A 20,793-nucleotide genomic window follows, 5' to 3' on the forward strand; every position below is an offset into this window, starting at 1 on the left:
TGTGGCGCCAATGCGATTCGGACCAATGTTACATTTATGGATACGAACCCGCACCTTCTGATCGTTGATGATGACCGCGAGATCCGAGAGCTGCTCTGCCGCTTTCTGGAGCGCAACCATTTTCGCGTGACAGCCGCACGCGACGGGCGAGAAGCCCGTCGTGCCTGGGCTGCCGGGCATTATCAGCTTGTGGTGCTGGATCTCATGCTGCCTGGCGAAAGCGGCCTCGACATCGCACGCTGGCTGCGTAGCCAGGATAATGTGCCCATCATCATGCTGACCGCCATGAGCGATGAGACGGACCGTATCATCGGCCTCGAATTCGGCGCCGATGACTATGTCGCCAAGCCCTTCAACCCGCGTGAACTCCTGGCCCGCATCCGTGCCGTTCTGCGTCGCACCGCCGACAGCTCGGACAAGAAACTCTCTGCTGACTCCCGTACGATCCGCTTCTCAGGCTGGACCCTGGAGCCCGCACGTCGCCGCCTGCTCAACCCTGAAGGCGCCGAGATTCCGCTGACCGGCGGCGAGTACGACATGCTTCTGGCTTTTCTGGAGCGCGCGAACCGCGTGCTGACCCGCGACATGCTGCTCGAATTGCTGCGCGGCCGACAGGCAGGTCCGTTCGATCGCGCCATCGACGTTGCCGTCAGCCGTCTGCGTCGCAAGCTGGAAGATGACGGGCGCAATGCGCAGATGATCAAGACCGTACGTGGTGGTGGCTATGTTCTCGCCGCCGATGTCGAACGCCTCTGACGCTGTGCTGCATCTGCTGCCGCGCTCACTGAGAGCGCGCACCAATCTGCTTCTGATTGCCGGGCTCTGCGTGGTTCAGGCTGCCGGTCTGACCATCCATGCCTTGGATCACCTCAATATCGCCGACCGGGCTGAGATGCACGAAAACGAGCATCACGCCTTTTCCATCTATCATACCCTGGTCGAGCTTCCCCCCTCGGATCGTGAAGCCAGTCTGGCCGCCCTCGAGGTGCCGTCGAACTTCAAGATCATCTTCGATAACAAGCCGGATACGCATCTTCCTGGCTCCTTCATTCCGCTCCCCTTCGGCATGAACCCCATGATGCGCGGCGGCCCACCGGGCGGACAGGAAGATCCCAATTTCGGCGGACCGCCCCCTGTTGGCGGCCCAGGCGATTTCTCGGGTGGCGAAGGCCGTCCGCCCTTCCCTTTCGAAAATGGACCTCCCCCTAATGGCGGTGAGGGTTTTCCCTCTGAAGAGCGTCGAAACCAGACTTTCATGCCACCGCCACTGGCAGGCATCGGCATGCTGCCCGCGAGGCTGCGCCCCGAGCGCGTCATCATCGGGCACAAGCCCGGCACGCGGCATTACGCCCTTTCCTTCCAGATGCCCGACGACCATCGCTGGCTGGTCATGAGCTACACGGTGAGGCCGCCTAACCCGTTTGGTTCCCCTACCTTCATGATCTCGTTTGCCCTCATGACCATTTGCGGTGGCGGGCTGATCCTGTGGGGATCGCATCGTCTCATTGCGCCTGTCGCGACGCTGGCCAATGCCGCCACGGCACTCGGACGCAACGTCCATGCCCAGCCTCTGCCCGAAGCCGGGCCGACGGAAATCCGTCAGGCGGCCGTTGCCTTCAATACCATGGCCGCCCGTATCCGGCGTTTCGTGACCGATCGCACGCTCATGCTGACCGCCATCGGCCATGATTTGCGTACCCCGATCACCCGTCTCAAGCTGCGTGCCGAGTTCATCGATGATGATGAATTGCGCGACAAGTTTCTCGCCGATCTGGACGAGATGGAAAGCATGGTCGCCGCGACTCTCGCCTTCGGGCGCGACAGTTCGACCCTCGAACCCATGACCGCGCTCGATCTGAGTGCCCTGCTCCAGACCGTGGCTGACGAAGCCGCCGAGGCGCGCCCCGATCTGGCTGAAGACGTCAGCTACGACCCCCCGCCGACACCTATCCGCATCAAGGCACGCTCGCTTGCCCTGAAGCGCGCCTTGACCAATCTGGTGATGAACGCCCTGAAATATGGCGGGTCGGTCTCGATCAGCGTCGCCTGCGTGCGTGGCCCGGAGCAGGAAAAATCCGTCTGCATCCGCATTGACGACAGCGGCCCCGGCCTGCCGCCGGAAGATCTCGAACGCATGTTCGAACCCTTCGTCCGCGCCGAGACCAGCCGCAACCGTGAAACCGGCGGCACCGGGCTGGGTCTTGCCATCGCCCGCTCCACCCTGCGCGGCCAGGGCGGCGATGTGACACTGACCAACCGCGCTGAAGGCGGGCTACGGGCGAGCGTCATTCTGCCGATTTGATGTGTGTCGGGCTCCGCCCGAACCCGGCACGGACCTCGGCCTCTGCACCCCGCTTCCCACAGACAAAACGAGTCCAGAGGCAAGCCTCTGGCGGGGTCTGGGACAGCGCCCCATTGCTTATCGCCGTACAGCCCTGACAGCGAGCGTCCCGGCCCCCTGAATGACCCCCACGAGCAGGATCAGCACGGCAACCACGGCAAACATGATGGTCGTGTTGAAGCGCTGATAACCATAGCGGATAGCGAGGTCGCCCAGTCCACCGGCGCCAATGGCGCCTGCCATGGCAGAGGCCCCGACAAGGGTGATTGCCGTCACGGTCAGGCCGGAGAGAAGACCGGGTAGCGCCTCGGGAATCAGCACATAGCGAATGACCATCCAGCGCGTGCCCCCCATGACACGCACGGCCTCGATGAGACCGGGCTCGATCTCCTGCAACGAGATTTCGGCAATACGCGCGTAATAGGGAATGGCCGCAATCGAGAGCGGTACGATGGCTGCCAACGTGCCGAGCGATGTGCCTGCGATGAAGCGGGTGACGGGGATCAGCAGCACCAGCAGAATGATGAACGGAATGGCGCGAACCGCATCGATGACCCAGCCGATAGGGCGACCCAGCCAGGGCAGATCATAAAGATCGGTGCGACGGGTCGCGATCATGAGCACAGCCAGAGGCAGGCCGAAAAGAACAGCGACAAGGCTTGATGCGGCAACCATCTCGACGGTCTGCAGCGTCGATTCAGCGATGAGCCTAGCGATCAGACGGTACATGACCGAGCACCTCCGTCACATGGGCCTGTTGCTCCAGGAAAGCAGCAAGCGGTTCGGTCACAGGGGCAGAGAATGCCAGAATCATGTCGGTCAGGAGATCCCCTCCGCAGGATAGGGTGCCGCCCTGCACCAGGGTGATCTGCTGATCGAAACGCGTGGTCAGGAGTGACAGGAAGGGCGTCTTAGCGGCTTCAGGGCCCAGCACGATGCGCATGAGTGTCAGACCACCCGGCACAGGGACGGCGCTTAACTGGCGTTTGATCGTCTCAGGCAGACCGGGGCGCGTATCGGCCAACAGGCGCTCAAGCCTCGGATCACCCCGGCTATCACGCATCAGCGTCGCCATGCTGCCGTTTTCGATCAGCGCGCCATGATCGAGCACCAGAACGCGATGGGCAAAGCGACGCACGACTTCCATTTCATGGGTGATGAGAATGATGGTCAGGCCAAGCGTGCGATTGATATCGGCCAGCAGCTCGAGAATGGAGGCGGTCGTATGCGGATCGAGCGCCGAGGTTGCCTCATCGCAAAGCAGAAGCGAGGGCGAATTGGCAATGGCCCGTGCAATACCGACACGCTGTTTCTGACCGCCGGAAAGCTGGGAAGGACGTTTGTGACCGTGGCTCTCGAGCCCGACGAGCGCGAGGAGTTCCTCGACACGTTCCGCGATGCGCGGTTTCGGCCAGCCGGCAATCTCGAGCGGCAGGGCAATATTGGCAGCCACCGAGCGGGAATTCAGCAGATTGAAATGCTGGAAAACGAGCCCCACCTTGCGCCGGGCCGCCACGAGATCACGCTCGGAAAGCTGCGTGAGATCAGCGCCATCAAGCAGGATATGCCCTTCGGTCGGGCGCTCCAGCGCGCAGAGGCAGCGCAGAAGCGTGGATTTCCCCGCCCCCGAACTGCCGATCACCCCGACGATCTCACCCTTGTCGACCTTAAAGCTGATATCACTCAGCGCCGTCTGTGACCCGAAACGGCAGGACAGACCCGAAACGTCAAGAAGGCTCATGGAAAGGCAGGGATCACGGTATTGGCGTACACGTCAATCAGGGCCTGACGGATATTGGGCTGCTGATAGGCGCTCACCAGCGGCTTGACCCAGGGGGCCTGCGCCTCATCGCTGTTGACGGCAATGACGCAGATATAGGGATTGTCCTTCACCCCTTCGCGGGCCAGACGCTCGTGAACCACATCCACACCCGCCTTGTGCGCCCAGTCCGTATTGATCACGGCAGCGTCGAGATCGGGCAGCGCGCGCCCTACTACACCGGCATCCAGCTCCCGTATCGTGAAGTCATGCGGGTTCTCGGTGATGTCGAGCGGTGTCGGCAGCAGGCCCGCCGAAGGCGAAAGCTTGATGAAACCGAGCGACTGAAGCAGCAGGAGCGCCCGCCCTTCATTGCTCGGGTCGTTCGGCACACCGATGACCGCGCCCTTTGGAAGGGTGGCGAGCGTCTTCCATTTGCGGGAATACAGCCCGATCGGCGCAACATAGGTATTGCCTACGGGCACGATCTTGAACCCGTGCCCTTCATTCTGGGCTTTCAGAAACGGCATGTGCTGGAACGAATTCGCATCGAGATCATGCGATGCCAGCGCCTCGTCGGGCGTGGAGTAGTCGGAAAATGTGACGATCTTGAGGGTCAGCCCGGATTTCTGCGCGTTCTGGCTGACAAGACGCCAGATATCCTCATCTTCACCCGCCATGATACCGACACGGATCGGTTTGTCTGCTGCGCGCGCAGAGCGCAGGCCAAGAGCCAGAGGCGCGGCAAGAAGCGTAGACAACACCGAACGACGCGGCAGCGAGGCAAAGGACATGAGAGGAGCACCCGGTTTCTGGCGCGAGTCGGTAAATTGAACGATTATTAATCGTTATTATAAACAGTCTCGACGCATTCAACGATTTATCCGTGTTTTATACAGAACGCCCCATAAATCAATGATCGATCTGGGCAAGCCCCCTCAGATGTCGCCATCGATCTGCGCCGAAACCTTGACGGTATTGGACACGGCGTCCCTTTTGCGCCGGACCATGAGAAAGGCGCCCTGCCAGCTGCCCATTATGATCCATGTGCCTTCAATCTCGTCCCCTGCCTCATTCAGCATGCCCTCATAAAGCACGGTGTGATTGCGGCGATCTGTCTGATAGGTCTTGCGAAACTGCACATGCCGCCCCTGACGTGTCCCGCTGACAAGGGCGACAAAGCAGGCCGAATCTTCTGTGCTGGCATGGGCTCGCTCGGTGATGGTGCCACCAATCACGGATTCCGCCTCAAAAAGCGCCGCCTGGAAGAATTCCGGCTCATAATCACGGGGATAGGTAAACTGCCCGTCCCACTGCCCCGCAACAGACAAGGCCTCACTCATCGCTCTCTCCTCTCGGCCTGCAGCGCGTTTTTGCCCTCGGGCCGGAATGCTGCTCAAAACAGCCCATCCTGTGAAACCACCCTGACGGACGCGCCTTATGCTGACCCTGTGTCTCTATCTTGCGGCAGGTTTTGCCGAAATTGCCGGCTGTTTTGCCTTCTGGGCATGGCTGCGTCTGGACCGGTCAATCTGGTGGATCATCCCCGGGCTGTTCAGCCTGGTATTGTTTGCCTTCATTCTGACCCGCATCGACAGCGACAGCGCAGGCAGGGCCTACGCGGCCTATGGCGGTGTCTATATCACCGCCTCGCTGATCTGGATGCGCCTCTTCGAGGGTCGCAGCCCGGACCGATGGGAGCTGGCAGGCGCGGCGATCTGCCTGTGCGGGGCAGCGCTCATCCTCTGGGGACCACGCTCGACATAAAACGCGGCTTGGGCCATTGACGGGTTTCCTGAATTCCGGAGGCCTTTCGTGTTCCAGCCGCTCTATCGTCGCACGCTCGCCCTTGCGGCCTCGCCTCATGCTGGCTGGTGGCTTTTTGCCGTTGCCTTTGCCGAAGCCTCGTTCTTTCCAATTCCTGTCGATCTCATGCTGATCCCGATGGTGCTGGCGGCGCGCGAGCGGGCCTTCGTGCTGGCGGCGATCTGCACCGCCGGTTCGGTCATGGGGGCCATGCTGGGCTGGGTGATCGGTGCGGTTCTGCTGCAGCATGTCGCCATGCCGATCGTTCATTTCTATCATGCCGAGCACAGCCTCGCGGCGCTTCAGGAAAAATTCAGGCAGTACGGGGTGGCGATCATCCTGCTCAAGGGCCTGACACCGATTCCGTTCAAGATTGTCACCATCGCTGCCGGTGCAGCCCATTTTGCCATTCTGCCGTTTCTGGCGGCCAGTCTGGTCACGCGCGGTGCGCGGTTCTTTCTGGTGGCAACCCTGCTCTGGTTCTACGGCGCCCCGATCAAGGACTTCATCGAGCGCCGCCTGACACTGGTCATGACAGGCTTTCTCTTTCTGATCATCGCTGGCATTCTGGCTGTCACCCTTCTGTAGACCGTATGAGGATTGCCGCCATGCCCAACCAGATTGCCGTCGTCACTGGCGCCGGAGCCGGTATCGGGCGCGCCACGGTGCGTATGCTGGCCTCCTATGGTTTCGATATCGCCCTGCTTGGCCGGAACGAGCAGCGCCTGCAGGATTCTGCGGATGAGCTCGAAACCAGCGCCATTCGCACGCTTATCGTGCCGGTCGATGTCTCGGACGCAAAAGCGGTCTTCGACGCAGCCGAGCGTGTCGAGCGCGAGCTCGGCCCGATTACGGTCTGGATCAACGCGGCAGGTGTAGCGGCCATAGGGCCGGTCCTCTCGCTGGATGCCGAAACGCTCAGGCGCGTAACCGACGTGACCTATCTCGGCTCGGTATTCGGCACACAGGCAGCCCTGGCCTGCATGCGCCGACGCGGCAGTGGCACGATCGTCAATCTGGGGCTCGCCCACCCGCTGCGTGGCCTGCCGCTTCAGGCAGCCATCAATGGCGCCCATGCTGCAATCAGCGCCTTTTGCGACAGTGTCCGCCCCGAAATCCGTGCGCTTTCAGATCGCATTGACCTGACAGTCGTGCATCTGCCCTCGATCAACACGCCACGCCTCGGCTGGAGCCGCAACCGCTCTGGCCATGCGCTCAAGCCTCTTGGCCGCATCTATGAGCCGGAAGTGGCGGCTCACGCAATCGGTCAGGCCGTACTGGGTCATCATCGCGATATCTGGGTCGGCGCCTCGTCGATCCTGCCAAGCCTGATCAATGGCATCGCGCCGTCGCTGCGTGACCGCTATCTCGCCAAGAAAGGCATTGTCGCCCAATACGCATCGGGCAAGGCGGAAACAGAAAGCGACACGCTCAACGAAAGCCTGCCCGGCGCTTATGCCGCCCATGGCCCCTATGAAGGCATCCCCCTGCGCGATCAGGGACGCAAGCCGCTACTGCTGACCATTCCAAGGCGGATCGGTTTTGGCGCTACGCTTCTGTCTCTGGCAGGGGTGCTGCTCGGCTGGGCAGCCCTGCGTCGCAAGGCCTAGCTCGGCTGGCGCGACGTGCCGGCTGCCATCAGGGCGCGGTGCTGCTTGAGGCCATTGACCAGTTTCTCACTATCCTCAGGGGCGAGAACCAGCCCCACCGGCCCATAGGCCGGATGCTGGAAGGCAAGCGTTGAACCCTCGGTCAGCGCGTCGATCTGTAATGCCCAGTTCGTGCTGTATACGGGCAGAAACGGCACATTGCCGATCGCAGGCTGGGGCTGACTGGCCGTCATGGCATAGCGTACGCGACCAAGGCTTGTGATGAGCTGGCTCAGCTGGTCGAGCGTGAGGTCTATTTCCCCCTCGATCCCGCTCCCTTCAAGAAAACGCAGCGTCGCCCCTGTGCCATCCTCTTTCTGGATGACCTGCATTCTTGCACCCATGACCGGAAGCTCCCTCTTTTCGCATTTTCCCAAGGCGGGCCGGCGCGCAAAAGCCGCCGGACCAAAAAAGGTTATGTCTTCTTGCGGGGTTGGAACCCGATCGGAATACCCGGAGACATACCGGGCGATCTAGCGACGATCCTCTGTGTTCTGAACCCATCCGGCGTCTGCCCACCATCCCTGAGCACGAAGGCTTTCTGCCGCCCTACATGCCGCATCCAGATCGGCATAAAGGCCAAAACAGGTCGCTCCCGAACCGCTCATGCGGGCAAAGTGACATTCTTCCGAACGCTCCAGATGGCTCAAGACTTCACCGATTACGGGAAAGAGAGCAATCGCCGGGGCCTGAAGATCATTCGAAGTTGATCGCAGGCTTTCGGCCAGAGCCGCCACATCATGCCATTGCGCTGGCAGCTTGGCAGAAGGACGAAACGCAGCGCCGGATTCCTTCCAGGCGCGGAAAACGGCAGGTGTCGGCACGGCGACACCGGGATTGACCAGCACCATTGCGCAGCGCGGCAGGCGTGGCGCTGCGGCGAGAATTTCACCGATACCCTGCATGCGCCGGGATTTCTGGGCGATACAGACCGGCACATCTGCCCCGAGCGAGGCAGCGATCGGCGCCAGGTCGACATCCTCGCACTGCCAGGCTGCTGCGAGCAGACGCAGGGCAGCGGCAGCATCAGCGGAGCCCCCTCCGATACCCGAGGCCACGGGCAAGTTCTTGGTGAGCCGCATCTGCCAGGCAGGCAGAGTGTCAGAAAGGGAGGCAGCCAGACGCAGGGCCGATGCAGCGCGCAGCACCAGATTATCTGACCCGGCCTCGAGCCCCGCGCCAAACGGCCCGTCGATGGCAAGGCTCATACCGTGCTCAGCAGGACGGGGCGCCTCGAGTGTCAGCAGATCGGCCGTCTGGGCGAATACGGCCAGAGAATCCAGCTCGTGATAGCCATTATCGCGACGTGCGGTGATGTGCAGAAACAGATTGATCTTGGCATGTGCCAGCGAACGGGCAGGTAACATCGACGAACTCATCGGGGCGAAGGAATGGCACGACCGCGCATGACGGGCAGATCCGGCCCACCGGCAAGAGCGGCATCGATCAGCGCCTTTGTCTCGGGCTCGGGCTTGTTGTTGAGCGCCTGGCTCCACTGATCGCGGGCTTCGAGCTGGCGGCCCTGATACCAGTAGGCAACGCCCAGATGATAGGCGATCTCTGCATCGGCGGGGGCCGAATTGACTGCGGAAAGAAGCAATGGCAGCGCCTGGGCCAGATCGCCCTTCTGCTTGAGCAGTGCCCAGGCATAGCTGTCGCGTATCTCGGCATCATCCGGCGCCATGTCCATGGCACGACGCAACAGCAGCAGGGCCTGCTCGGGGCGCTCATTATGCTCGACATCCGAGTAGCCCGCGTAATTGAGCAGAACAGGCTCGGCAGGGGCCAGAGCCAGAGCGCGATCGAGATCGGCCTGGGCCTTGTCACGACGCTTGAGATGGTCCCACGCAATGGCGCGCCCCAGAAGCAGCGGCCAGACCCGTGATTCCATGACGCTCACCTTATTGAGCGCATGGGTAAAGGTCTCGATGGCGGCGTCGGAATGGCCAAGCTGGTCCTGAACCGAACCGAGTTCGTTCAGGATATCGGGGTTGCCGGGGTTGGCCTTGACCACCCGCTCCAGCGCATGGAGCGCCGCGTTGAGATCGTGACGCTTGAGAGCGACCTGCGCCTGGGCATGATCGGAGAGCGGTGCCAGAGGATCGTCTTCCGCCACGCCGTCGAGCGCGGATTGTGCCATGTCGAGCTGGCCGTCATTGCGCAGTTCTTCGGCCAGCAGGATCTTGCCGAGTGTCAGATCAGGGGCGAGCAACAGGGCCTGACGCAGCAGCAGAATCTTGAGCTGACGCAGATCCTTGAGCTTGTCGTCATCCGGGTTGGGCGCCCCGGCATTGCCACTGTCATGCGATGCTGTATCGCCCAGAAGGGCGGTCACACCGATATAGAATTCAGCCAGTCCCTGATTGGGAGAGAAATCGGTACCAATCCTGCCCGGACGCAGGCGCCCGGCGACGAGCTGAAAGGCAGGCAGAAGACCACCGACATTCTTCAGCCTCTGGCGCGCCTCGGCATCGTGATGACGAAAGGCCAGCCAGTCCGCCTCGAACTGCAATGCCTGTACCCGCACCAGAGGCGGCACGGCGACTGCGCTGCGATCAAGCTGGGCAAACAGACTATCCGTACGCGCCTCGTCGCGCAGCGAGGCAATGCGCGCCTGCTGCAAAAGCGCAAGCCAGGTTACCGGGTCGATCCCCCCCTGAGGAAGCGTGATGTCGTCTTCCTGTCCATTGGCGGGATTTGCCCCGTAATGGCACCAGTCACGCAGGCCGCGCCCTGCCATGCGCAGCAGACCATCGGTCTCCTTGCTGTGCAGGGCGAAAAAACCCTCGGCGCTCTTCCAGTGACGATCACGAAACGCTGCCGTACCCAGAACAAGACGCGCCAGGTTTTGCTGTGGCATCAGCCTGGCAAGTGTGACCGCCCGCGCGGCAGAGTCCGACCCGGCATCCATCGCGGCAAAACGCAGGGCCATCAGCACGAAATCGGGATCGCGATAGCCCTGCATCACTGCCTCATAGAGGGCATGATCGGCATCGCTCACATTATTGCGTTGCACCGAGACAATACTGCCAAGCAGACTGCCCGTCAGGGAATAATCGGGCGCCATAAGCGCCACACCGCCCTGAGTGTCGGCGGCCAGAGCTCTGGTCACAGGCACACCGGCAACAGAGGCCAGACAGGCAAGAAGAACGAGCCGGGACGGAGAGCGCTTGGTTTGCATCGTGTGACAATCTAGACTGAACCCGTTCAGACACCAAACTGATAAGAAACCATGTCCCTTTCCCTGTCCGGTCAGGACCGCTCCGAGATTCTTGCCCTGCTGGACCTGTATCGGGACTGGGGAGTCGATTGTGCCCTCGACGAGGTCGCGCCGCACAGGCTCGACCGGGCGGCGTCGCTCGCGCTGCCTCAGGGAGTGCGTCAACGCCCGGCGCGCGCGCCAGCCGCGAGACCAGCCCCTCCCTCTCCCGCCCAGCCGCGTCAGGCCCCGATCGATCCGCAGGCCGCCCAGGCCTGGGGGGTGGAAATATTCCCGGAATGCGCCCTTGCGCGCACGGCCTCGACCAGTGTGCGACCACGCATCGTGCCCGGTGCCCCATTGATGCTGATTGGCGATGCGCCGGATGCTGATGAAGACCGCTCAGGCGAGGTGTTTGCGGGGGAAACGGGGCGCCTGCTGGACATGATCCTTCCCAGTATCGGGCTTGATCGCGCCAGCCTCTCTCAGGCGCCCGCCCTGCCCTGGCGTCCTCCAGGCGGCCGCGCTGTCTCGCTGATAGAAAGCCGCGAGTGCCGCGCTCTGCTCAATGCCGCCATCGTCACGGCCCGTCCCGAACGCCTCGTTCTGCTCGGTCTGACCCCCCTGCGACTCCTGCTGGATGAGCAGGCGAGCATGGCACGGTCACGTGGCGCCTGGCACAAGGTGCGACTCGATGACGGGACCATGGTCGAGGCCTTGGCCATGCAGCACCCGCAACAGCTGCTTTCCAGCGCCAGAGCCCGTCGGGAGATGTGGAAAGACCTTGTTTTTCTGGCAGAAACGCTCTCGTCTTCGTGAGTACGCATCTGGTTTCAGGAGCGTCATAAAAAAAAACGATTTTAGCCCCGGAAAATGCGGTTTTTTAGTGTTATCCCTCTGGTAGAATTCGAGAAACGATCTTAGAATAGCGAACTCCTCTGGTGTGACCTTTTGGCCACTCTTGCTTTATCAGGCAAGGGGGGCTACCAGCATCTCCACCATGCGAGGAATTTCTTATTTCGCGTCGAGTAACAGTGCCCGTGCGTTGATGCTGTGCGCTGTGCTTGTGGCGGGAGCGACGTTCAATCCGCTTCGTGCACAAGAAAGCAAATCGACGCTTAACCCTGCCGATCATGACAACAGCCAGAGCGAGGAAACGGCGTTTGCAACGCCGCATTCGTCTGCGCCTGGTGGTTCGAATGGTCTTCCCCACCCCCTTTCCGCCTCAGATGCTGCGCTTCTGAAAGAGGCTTTCCGCGCCCAGCGTTCCGGCGATTTCGAAACCGCAATCGCCCGTTCCCGTGCGGCCCATGACAACGTGCTCATCGGCGACCTGCTCGCCGAGCGCTATCTCAACCCGGCCTACCATCCCGAACCCGTGCAATTGCGCCTGTGGCTCAAGACTTTTCCCAGTCTGGCCGATGCCGGTGCCATCCAGAACCTGCTGGTCTCGATCAGCCCGAAGGGCAGCGTCGCCCCTCAGAGCTTCCCGACACCACTCGCGCCATCGGATGTCTCATCGACGGGCACAACGGCAGCGCCAGATCCTCTGGCGCATCTTCTCAACCGCAATCCCCTGCTCGATCGCACGATCGGCGAGCGCCTTTCCTGGGGTCTCAAGGGCGGTCAAAGCGCCGTCAAACTGGTGAACTCAACCCCCGGCATGACGCCGCTCTATGCGGGTCAGCTCAAGGCCGAGATTGCACTCGGCATGCTCAGCGCAGGCGAAACCGCCTTTGCCCTGCAAACCGCTCGTGACGGCTTTGCCCAGAGCGCACATCAACTCGGCTATGCCGGATATGTCGCCGGGCTTGCCGCCTGGCGTCAGGGCGCCCTGCACGAGGCATTGGGCTATTTCGAACAGGCTTCACGTGCGGGCACGACAACCAATGAACTGCGCGCCGCCTCCGCCTACTGGGCGTCACGTGCCCATCGTCATCTCGGCAATGCGCCGACCCTGACCACCTCCTGGTTGCAGCGCGCCGCCGCCGAACCAGGCACATTCTATGGTATTCTGGCGCGACAGATGCTGGGACTGCATCATGCAGGCATGACCCCCGGCAAGGACCCAACGCAAAAAGACGGGCATGACGGCATCTCTGCCGATGACACGACGGCGCTTCAGAACCCGATCCCGGTCATGGGTGAAATCGATGTCGAGGCCGTTGCGGCCACCCCTCAGGGTCATCGTCTCTTCGCCCTGCTGCAGATCGGCGAAACCTCGCGTGCCGAAGCCTTGCTGCGCCGCATGTGGCCCGACATCACGTCGGACACGGCCCTGTGCCACTCGGTACAGCTTGTGGCTGCGGCGGCCGGTCTGCATGATCTGTCCGAGCAGATTGCCACTATTCTGGCCGCACGTGACGGTCGCCCCGCCCATCTGGCAGGGTTCCCGACGCCGCAGCTTGCCCCACGTCACGGCTTCAGAATGGACCCGGCACTGGTCTACGCGCTGACCCGTCTGGAATCGAATTTCGATCCCAAGGCGTCATCCAGCGCTGGTGCCCATGGACTGATGCAGATCCGCCCCCTGACCGCCAGCTTTGTCAGTGGCCCCAAGCCTGCGCTCGACGCCCATGGCGTTGCCATCATAAACGTACCGGCCGATATGGTCGGGCGTCTGCACAATCCGGCCGTCAATCTCGAAATCGGTCAGCTCTATGTGCAGTATCTCGCCGGTCTGTCGGAGCGTTCAGAAGAAGCACCCAAGGGGGGCGATCTCATTCACACCCTCGCCTCCTATAATGCCGGGCCGGGCGCCATTGCGCGTTGGGAAAGCGGTGCACCGGGCGAAGCCGGACAGATTCATGATCCGCTGCTTTTCATGGAACTGCTGCCCAATGGCGAGACGCGGGATTATGTTCATCACGCCTTTGCCTATCTCTGGATCTATGCCGACAAGCTGGGCCTGCCTGCCCCGTCGCTTCATGCTCTTGCACGCGCCCAGTGGCCGCGCTTTGCCGATGAGCAGGAAATCGCCAGTGCGCGGCCTGTGACCTATCACTGACCGCATTTTCTACCGTCAGGAGGCACCAAGACTCTCCTGACGGATGATCGTCGCTCCCATCGTCTCGAGAAACGCCCCGTCATGCGTTGACAGAAGCACGCAGGCTATTCGGGATTTCTCGGCCAGCAGCGCGCCGAAAAAAGCGTGCGATTGTGCATCGAGACCATTTGCCGGTTCATCCATCAATAGAAGCGACGGCTCACCGATAAAGGCCGAGGCAATCAGCATTTTTCGCCTCGTGCCCAGCGACAGCGCGTCGTAACGCTTGTCGAGATGCGGCGCGAGGCCGAACCCCTCTATTATTGAAGGGGCTATATCCGGCGCCTTGCGTGCCCAGGCGCAGAGCGCCATCAGATCATGGCCTGTCATGAAGGGATAAACCACTGCCTCGTCGGGCACATAGGCCAGGCTCTGCCGCGCCGCAACGTCGTCACGCACCAGGTGCTTTCCATTGATCCAGACATCGCCATGATCGGGTCTTGCCGAGCCGGACAACATGCGCAGCAAGGTCGATTTGCCGGTGCCGTTCGCTCCCCAGAGACCATAGAATCCGACACCGAGCGACAGGCTGACCGAAGAGAGAACGGGTCGCCCTCCATAAGCCACACAAAGGTCCGAACAGCGCAGGATGGCGGTCATGCCGTCACCTCCATCAGAATGAAACTGACCCAGAGAATGCTCAGGGTCACACTGGCCATGGGCCGCCAGCGCGTATCGATGCGCAGGCTCGATCGCATCGCCACAAGCAGCAGGGCGTAGGACACCACGATCACGATCAGCGCGACCGGAGAAGCGAGCGCGTGCAGACACAGAGGCAGCACAAAGACGAAAGCAGAGGGCGCAAAGACGGTCAGCACGAGCGCAAGATCGCGCCTGATCCAGAAAGAGCGCGATAGCGGAAGTGTTGCAATAAAAGCCTTCGCCCGACGATGCGCGGTATCGAGCGCGACGAATGGTGCAAGGCTGCATTGCGAAACGAGGGCCATCCCGACAATCATCACCGGAATGGATCGCCCATCATAGGCAAAGACCGATAACAGCACCCATAAACCGATCGGCAGCAAAAGGGCGATGACAAGTACCACCCCGACACCACTTTCAGGCTCCAACCAGCTGCGCAGCTGCACACGCAGTACGGGAGAAAGCCGCGCCAGCCTGTCGACCGGCCTGGCTCTGACATGGCGCGGGAGCCTCCGATGCGCAGACAGCCATGCCGAAAGAGCACCAATTCCAGGCTCTCGACCGGCCAGAACAAATCCGGCTGCGCCAGATCCGGCAGCACCAATAAGGCACAATACCCTCGACCAGACGGGCTGCGTTACACAGCCGCCAGCGAGCAGAAAATCCGCCACAAAAATCGCGATGCAGAGAGGAATAAGGCGCTCAACGAGCGCTGCCTGAAGAACCAGGACCAGCCCCGCAAAAACCATCAGCGCCATACAATAGAGACACAGGGCTGATAGCGACGCCGCGCCGGTCAGAATGCCACCGATCACGAAAGGCAGGAAAAGCGGCAGATCGAGTGCCGCAAGCAGGGCGCCTGCTGTCAGCAGACGGGTCTGTGGCGTGATGGGCAGGGTATCGAGAAAAGGGCGAAAATTCCCACCGCGCAAGAAGCGGCACAACCCCTGGGACCAGGCTACGAAACCGGTTTGAGCCGCGAAAACCGCTATGAGATGCGCCCGAAAGCCTTGCGGGCCCGCCAGCACCGCCATGGATAAATGGCCCAGTTGCAGAAAAATGGCCACGAAAGGAATGGAAGGGGATGCCAGTACGGCCCCCACCAACATCATCCAGCGCTGCATGAGCAACGCTTTTGCAGCATGAAGCAGATAACGGGCCCGCAGCTTGAAAAAGAAAGTGAAACCCGAACTTGCACGGGTCGATCTCAAGCCTGACATTTGTCCCCCGCCCCATTCATTCAGAATGATAGCGTTACAATCCCGCGGGTAACAAACGAGTTCTGATTAATTTTCCGCTAGAACCTGACGGCTGGCACGCACCTTAGTCACGCGGCGCTGCTCCATCTCGACAACCTCGAACAGCCATCCGGCGAACACCACCTTGTCACCCTTGGCCGGCACGCGGCGCAGCAGGGCGAGAATGGCACCGGCGAGCGTGTGGTAACTGCCCGCAGCAGGCAGATCCGGCAGATCGAGCACCGAGCGCACCTCATCGGCAGGCATGAACCCGTCGAGCACATACTCATCACGCCGCTGCGGATTTTCACGCTCGGTCTTGTTCTTCTCGGCATTTTCGTCACCGACAATCGCCTCGAAGATATCGGAAGGCGTCACGATGCCTTCAAAAGACCCATATTCGTCGAGCACGAAAGCAATACCCAGGCGCTCGCCACGCATGCGTTCGATCATGTCCTGCGCGGTCAGGCTGTCGGGCACCACGATAGGCTGGCGGAGCGCCGCCTCGATCGAGACAGGCAACCCCTGAAGCAGGCGATCCATGAGATCCTTGGCCAGAACGACACCGACCGGGTGATCGACATCGCCCTCGCAAACCAGAATACGCGTATAGGTCGACTGGCGCAGCTTGACGATCAGCGCATCGCGGCTTGCATGGCGATCGACCCAGAAAAGCTCATTGCGTGGCGTCATGATGGCGCGCACAGGACGATCGGCCAGGCGCAGAAGGCGTTCGATCATGATGCGCTCCTCAGTCTCGAGCACGCCAGCCTGCGCCCCTTCAGCCAGAATGGCACGCAGCTCTTCTTCGGTAATGGCCGCACGTGTCAGGCGGCCGACGCCGAACAGACGCAACACAAGAGATGACGCCCCGCTCAGCAGAGCCACGACCGGACGGGAGATGGTCAGAAGCGCCGAGAGAATGAACGAGAGACGCGCCGCGATCTTTTCCGGCTGCTGCAGGGCGATCTGCTTGGGCACCAGCTCGCCGAAGACCAGCATGGCAAAGGTGATGCCCATCACCACAATACCGATGGACAGCTCATTGGCAAAAGGACGCAACAGATCGCTGCGGCGTATCAGAAGCGCCAGATTTTCCTCGATCTGGCTGCCACCAAAGGCGCCTTCGAGAATCGAGACCAGCGTCATGCCGATCTGCACGGTCGGCAAAAAGGAATGCGGCTCATCCGCCAGACGCAGCGCCCGCTCTGCCCCGCGCACCTGCCGTTTGACCAGCGCTGCAAGGCGCGGCCGCTTGGCCGAGATCAGCGCCATTTCGCCCATGGCAAAAATGCTGTTCAGCGCAATGAGAAGGCAGATGACCAGAATGGGGGTGAGCATGGGGTCCTTCGATCGGAAAAAAGAAAAGGCGGACATACACATCGTATGTCCGCCTTTTCAGGATAAAGCTGTCGCGCCCTGTTTGACCAGAGCGCTGAAGAGCGGGCACCTGCCCGACCCTCCCGGGGCCTCACCCCCTTGGATATAAGACGTCAGTCTGCCGCGTCAGCCACTTCGACCGGCTTGTCTTCGGCCTTGTGCACACGCACGCGCGGGCCACGAGCCGGCTTGCGTGATTCAAGCAGGGTTACCTGCTCGGCCACCTGAGCCTCATATTTGTATTCGGCCTTGCGCTGGTTCGCGAGAGAGATCTCAGGGACCATCGGCTTTTCGGTCTCGGGGCCGAACAGCGCAACCTTGGCGATGTGCCACGGACGCTTGACGGCATCCATGACAGCCGTCGATTCATAGCCGGAATGGACCATGCAATCGGCGCATTTTTCGTAGGCACCGGTGCCGTATTGATCCCAAGCCGTATCGTCCATCAGCTCCTTGAACGTCTTGGCATAGCCTTCGCCGAGCAGGTAGCAGGGGCGCTGCCAGCCAAACACGGTGCGCAGCGGCTTGCCCCAGGGCGTGCAATGATAGTTTTCATTGCCTGCCAGGAAGTTCAGGAAGAGCGGCGACTGGGTAAAGCGCCACTTCTTTCCCTTGCCGAGACGGAAGATGTCGCGGAAGAGCTGCTTGGTCTTCTGACGGTTCAGGAAGTGCTCCTGATCCGGTGCGCGCTCATAGGCATAGCCCGGTGCCGTCATGACACCATCGACGCCAAGCGCCATGACCTCATCGAAGAACCGCGCCACGCGCTCGGGCTGGGCGCCATCGAACAGGGTGCAGTTGATGGAAACACGGAAGCCGCGCTCCTTCGCCTTGCGGATGGCGGCAACCGCACGCTCGTAAACACCTTCCTGACAGACTGACGAATCGTGCATCGCCTTGTCGCCGTCGAGATGGATATCCCACGAGAAGAACGGATTGGGTTCGTAATCGTCGAGCTTCTTATCGAGCAGAAGCCCGTTCGTGCAAAGGTAGACGTATTTCTTGCGTGCCGTCAGACCCTTGACGATCTCGGGCATCTCCTTGTGCAGAAGAGGCTCGCCACCGGCGATGGCGATGACGGGGGCGTCAGCTTCGGCATCGGCATCCAGGCATTCCTGCAGGCTCAAGCGCTGGTTCAGGATCTGTGCCGGATAATCGATCTTTCCGCAGCCCGAGCAGGCCAGATTGCATCGGAACAACGGCTCGAGCATCAGAACGAGCGGATAGCGCTTGCGACCCAGCAGATGCTGTTTGACCACATAGCGTCCGACACGGACGGCCTGCATCAATGGAACGGCCATGTATCTCTATGCTCCTACACCAGATGACGTGCGGGCGCGGTGTCAGAAAAGGCCCGACATGAATACCGCGTCGCCGTCATACGTAAGACCCGTTGGTCATATGATTTCGAAAAACAACACCGGAATAAGGGGTGGTGTGCAAGACTGAAAATGATATGCGCGGGCTGGTAAAACGTGGCCTATACACCGCGCATGGGCCACGCCTCAATATCGAAGGCGCTTCGTAGCGCCTACTGTGTCATTTTGGCGACATTTATCTTCACCAGCTAACCAAATTTTAAGCTGAAATCTGTTGCGCGCCCCCTGCCGATGGGCGAATTCGCTGCCTTCGTTATTGCAGGACGGCGGGAAGATTGCACTTTTCGACGTTATGTCGGACATATGCCGCCGCAGTTGAACGCCGGATGACTTGTTTTTGCAGGGAGTCTCCCCAGCTTTCCGACTACGGATCCAGACATATGTCTCTCCCGATTGGCGGGACAGATTTGAGGACGCAGCATGACACAGTTCCCCAGCAGAGTGCCCCAGACCGCCCGTACAGCGCGCACGAGGCGCGCCGCTCTGGGACTGATGGCCCTGTTTTCTGCCCCCGTCGCGCTTTCCTCCTCCGCCCTGATTGCTCCGGCCTATGCCCAGTCTGCCGCTGTCGCTCCGATCAACGCTCTCTATGCAGCTCTCGGTCAGATCCAGTCTTCGGGTAGCGGCACCTCCGACGCCCGCGCACAGGCCATCGCTCCTGTCATTGATCGCAGCTTCGACCTCTCGACCATTTTGCACAGCTCGATCGGCATGCGTTACACGACGCTTTCAGCCGATGAGCAGAGCAAGCTTCTGACTGCTTTCCGCCAGTTCACGATTGCCCGCTACGTTTCGAGCTTCAAGAAGGGCGGCGACGCCAAATTTACTGTGAGTCCGACCACGCGCCCCGCTCCGACCGGCGGCAGCACGATTGTCAGCACCACCATTGGTGATGGATCCGATTCCGGCACCGCTATCAATTATGTGATGATGCCCTCAGGTGGCGGATACCGCATCGTTGATATTCTTCTCAATGGCCGCATCAGCCAGGTCGCCGCGCAACGCGCCGATTTCAGCTCGACCCTGGCCCGTGGCGGTGTTGATGCCCTCGTGACCCTGCTCAACCACAAGACCGCAAAGTTCATGAATAATTAAGATGCGTGGCCAGTTTCCCCAGATAGCATACCGTGAAAAGGGAAAAGGAGTCACGTGGCTCTCGCTCTGAACTGGCTAGGCTATGCGTCGGCTGCCCTTGCGGTGGCTGGTTGCGCCCAATCGGCTATCGGCGCCGGGCTGATCATTGCCTTTCGGGGCCGTGAAAAGCGACGCATCGCCAGAATACCGTCCTCGCCAGGGCCGCAGCCTGCGGTAACCGTCCTCAAGCCCCTGCATGGGGACGAACCGCTTCTTGAAGATGCATTGCGCAGTTTTTGCGAGCAGGATTATCCGGTCTATCAGATTGTCTTCGGTGTCCAGCGTCACGACGACAGCGCCATAGAAATCGTCAGACGACTGATCGCCGACTATCCCGAGCGGGACATGACGCTGGTGATCGACGGAACGCAGCACGGTACCAACCGCAAGATCGCCAATCTGATCAACATGTATCCATCGGCGAAGCACGATATTCTCGTCATCTCCGACTCCGATATTCATGTACAGCGCGATTATCTGCGCGACGTTGTATCAACAATCCAGCAGCCGGATACAGGTCTCGTCACCACACTCTATGCGGGTCTTCCTGCCTCGACCGCGCTGGTCAGGGAATTTGCCGCATCCCAGATCAATCACAATTTCATGCCGGGCGTGATGATGTCGCGTCTGCTCGGCCGTCAGGACTGCCTCGGCGCCACGATGGCCCTGAGACGCTCGCTGCTCGAACGGGTCGGTGGACTGGCTGCTCTGGCCGATCATGTCGCCGATGACGCCATTCTCGGCCAGCTGGTCCGCGCTCATGGCAAAAAGATCGCCCTCGCCCCTTGCATGACCTGGACCACGGTCGCGGAAGACACGGCGGGCGACATGATCGAGCACGAGCTCCGTTGGGGCCGGACGGTCAAGAATGTCGAGCCAGTCGGCTATGGGCTTTCCGCCATCCAGCTTCCGCTCTTCTGGTCGAGTGTGGTGCTGTTCTGCTGCTGGCCTGCACGCTGGGCGCTGTGGTTTTTTATCGCAGCCTGGGCTGTGCGCGGGCTTTCGGCTCTGGTTATCGACCGCTCTCTGGGTCGGCTCACACCTGCAGTTTACGCGTTGTTTCCCCTGCGTGAATGGTTGTCGGCCGCAATCATGGTCGGCAGCGCCAGAGGCCAGCGTGTCGCTTGGCGCGGGCAGACGCTGCATATTCGTCGGGCAGCGCCGATTACACCGCCAATACAACCGGTCGAACCCGGAGATTAGACTTTTTAGTGTTTCGG

At 61.0% G+C, this 20,793-nt stretch carries 20 protein-coding genes; 9 read left to right on the forward strand and 11 right to left on the reverse strand.

The annotated features are described in order from the left end of the window. Positions 1-36: 36 nt before the first annotated feature. Together AAID99_RS10680 and AAID99_RS10685 are read left to right on the forward strand one after the other, a co-directional pair. The gene (locus AAID99_RS10680; RefSeq protein WP_025840579.1) at positions 37-756 is read left to right on the forward strand and encodes a response regulator; all 720 of its coding nucleotides are present in this window, start codon (positions 37-39) and stop codon (positions 754-756) included. Further along, the gene (locus tag AAID99_RS10685; RefSeq protein ID WP_498493827.1) at positions 713-2,302 is read left to right on the forward strand and encodes an ATP-binding protein; all 1,590 of its coding nucleotides are present in this window, start codon (positions 713-715) and stop codon (positions 2,300-2,302) included. The genes AAID99_RS10680 and AAID99_RS10685 overlap by 44 nt, the downstream gene beginning before the upstream one ends. 117 nt (positions 2,303-2,419) lie before the next feature. Here AAID99_RS10685 and AAID99_RS10690 read toward each other — a convergent pair whose 3' ends face one another. The 4 genes from AAID99_RS10690 to AAID99_RS10705 all read right to left on the reverse strand — a co-directional run bounded on the left by AAID99_RS10690 (position 2,420) and on the right by AAID99_RS10705 (position 5,443). After that, complete coding sequence (locus tag AAID99_RS10690; RefSeq protein ID WP_188425544.1) at positions 2,420-3,070, reverse strand: methionine ABC transporter permease; 651 nt, start codon at positions 3,068-3,070, stop codon at positions 2,420-2,422. Then, complete coding sequence (locus AAID99_RS10695; RefSeq protein WP_188425543.1) at positions 3,051-4,082, reverse strand: methionine ABC transporter ATP-binding protein; 1,032 nt, start codon at positions 4,080-4,082, stop codon at positions 3,051-3,053. Before AAID99_RS10695 ends, AAID99_RS10690 begins: the two co-directional genes overlap by 20 nt. After that, on the reverse strand, positions 4,079-4,894 hold the full coding sequence (locus AAID99_RS10700) for a MetQ/NlpA family ABC transporter substrate-binding protein (protein WP_188425542.1): 816 nt from the start codon (positions 4,892-4,894) through the stop codon (positions 4,079-4,081). The genes AAID99_RS10695 and AAID99_RS10700 overlap by 4 nt, the downstream gene beginning before the upstream one ends. A gap of 144 nt (positions 4,895-5,038) precedes the next feature. Next, on the reverse strand, positions 5,039-5,443 hold the full coding sequence (locus tag AAID99_RS10705; RefSeq protein ID WP_188425541.1) for a hypothetical protein: 405 nt from the start codon (positions 5,441-5,443) through the stop codon (positions 5,039-5,041). 97 nt (positions 5,444-5,540) lie between these two features. Here AAID99_RS10705 and AAID99_RS10710 point away from each other — a divergent pair, with 97 nt between their 5' ends. From AAID99_RS10710 to AAID99_RS10720, 3 genes are read left to right on the forward strand one after another with little or no spacing between them, the layout of a single operon-like run. Further along, on the forward strand, positions 5,541-5,867 hold the full coding sequence (locus tag AAID99_RS10710) for a YnfA family protein (RefSeq protein WP_188425540.1): 327 nt from the start codon (positions 5,541-5,543) through the stop codon (positions 5,865-5,867). Between the two features lie 48 nt (positions 5,868-5,915). Next, positions 5,916-6,494 (forward strand): YqaA family protein, encoded by a 579-nt coding sequence (locus AAID99_RS10715; protein ID WP_188425539.1) that lies wholly within the window; start codon positions 5,916-5,918, stop codon positions 6,492-6,494. A 20-nt stretch (positions 6,495-6,514) separates the two neighbouring features. Continuing rightward, positions 6,515-7,516 (forward strand): SDR family oxidoreductase, encoded by a 1,002-nt coding sequence (locus tag AAID99_RS10720; RefSeq protein WP_188425538.1) that lies wholly within the window; start codon positions 6,515-6,517, stop codon positions 7,514-7,516. On the opposite strand, the gene AAID99_RS10725 is transcribed toward AAID99_RS10720, so the two are convergent. From AAID99_RS10725 to AAID99_RS10735, 3 genes are all read right to left on the reverse strand, one after another. Beyond that, positions 7,513-7,899, reverse strand: a complete 387-nt coding sequence (locus AAID99_RS10725; protein WP_188425537.1) for a hypothetical protein — start codon at positions 7,897-7,899, stop codon at positions 7,513-7,515. The genes AAID99_RS10720 and AAID99_RS10725 overlap by 4 nt on opposite strands. A 129-nt stretch (positions 7,900-8,028) precedes the next feature. Further along, a complete protein-coding gene (locus AAID99_RS10730; protein ID WP_229719574.1) occupies positions 8,029-8,922 on the reverse strand; it encodes a 4-(cytidine 5'-diphospho)-2-C-methyl-D-erythritol kinase in 894 nt (297 codons plus the stop codon). A gap of 8 nt (positions 8,923-8,930) precedes the next feature. Next, positions 8,931-10,736 (reverse strand): tetratricopeptide repeat protein, encoded by a 1,806-nt coding sequence (locus AAID99_RS10735; RefSeq protein ID WP_498493830.1) that lies wholly within the window; start codon positions 10,734-10,736, stop codon positions 8,931-8,933. 51 nt (positions 10,737-10,787) lie between these two features. Between AAID99_RS10735 and AAID99_RS10740 the strand changes: the two genes are divergently transcribed. Both AAID99_RS10740 and AAID99_RS10745 read left to right on the forward strand, forming a co-directional pair. Next, a complete protein-coding gene (locus tag AAID99_RS10740) occupies positions 10,788-11,573 on the forward strand; it encodes a uracil-DNA glycosylase (RefSeq protein ID WP_188425534.1) in 786 nt (261 codons plus the stop codon). A gap of 181 nt (positions 11,574-11,754) precedes the next feature. Next, the gene (locus tag AAID99_RS10745; protein WP_188425533.1) at positions 11,755-13,761 is read left to right on the forward strand and encodes a transglycosylase SLT domain-containing protein; all 2,007 of its coding nucleotides are present in this window, start codon (positions 11,755-11,757) and stop codon (positions 13,759-13,761) included. A gap of 15 nt (positions 13,762-13,776) precedes the next feature. Here the strand turns inward: AAID99_RS10745 and AAID99_RS10750 are convergent, their stop codons facing one another. From AAID99_RS10750 to hpnH, 4 genes are all read right to left on the reverse strand, one after another. Then, positions 13,777-14,400 carry an ATP-binding cassette domain-containing protein gene (locus tag AAID99_RS10750; RefSeq protein ID WP_188425532.1) on the reverse strand — a complete coding sequence of 208 codons (624 nt, stop codon included), beginning with the start codon at positions 14,398-14,400 and terminating at the stop codon, positions 13,777-13,779. Then, the gene (locus tag AAID99_RS10755; RefSeq protein WP_498493831.1) at positions 14,397-15,662 is read right to left on the reverse strand and encodes a hypothetical protein; all 1,266 of its coding nucleotides are present in this window, start codon (positions 15,660-15,662) and stop codon (positions 14,397-14,399) included. Before AAID99_RS10755 ends, AAID99_RS10750 begins: the two co-directional genes overlap by 4 nt. Before the next feature lie 66 nt (positions 15,663-15,728). Continuing rightward, positions 15,729-17,021 (reverse strand): hemolysin family protein, encoded by a 1,293-nt coding sequence (locus AAID99_RS10760; RefSeq protein WP_188425530.1) that lies wholly within the window; start codon positions 17,019-17,021, stop codon positions 15,729-15,731. Positions 17,022-17,173: 152 nt separating this feature from the next. Then, positions 17,174-18,361 (reverse strand): adenosyl-hopene transferase HpnH, encoded by a 1,188-nt coding sequence (hpnH, locus tag AAID99_RS10765; protein WP_188425529.1) that lies wholly within the window; start codon positions 18,359-18,361, stop codon positions 17,174-17,176. 498 nt (positions 18,362-18,859) lie between these two features. On the opposite strand from hpnH, the gene AAID99_RS10770 reads away from it, so the two are divergent. Together AAID99_RS10770 and hpnI are read left to right on the forward strand one after the other, a co-directional pair. Further along, the gene (locus AAID99_RS10770) at positions 18,860-19,534 is read left to right on the forward strand and encodes an ABC transporter substrate-binding protein (RefSeq protein WP_229719572.1); all 675 of its coding nucleotides are present in this window, start codon (positions 18,860-18,862) and stop codon (positions 19,532-19,534) included. Positions 19,535-19,588: 54 nt separating this feature from the next. Further along, positions 19,589-20,776: a bacteriohopanetetrol glucosamine biosynthesis glycosyltransferase HpnI gene (gene hpnI / locus AAID99_RS10775; protein WP_498493833.1), complete on the forward strand. Its 1,188-nt coding sequence runs from the start codon at positions 19,589-19,591 to the stop codon at positions 20,774-20,776. Positions 20,777-20,793: the final 17 nt, after the last annotated feature.

Source organism: Asaia sp. Ae19-3 (assembly GCF_059801175.1).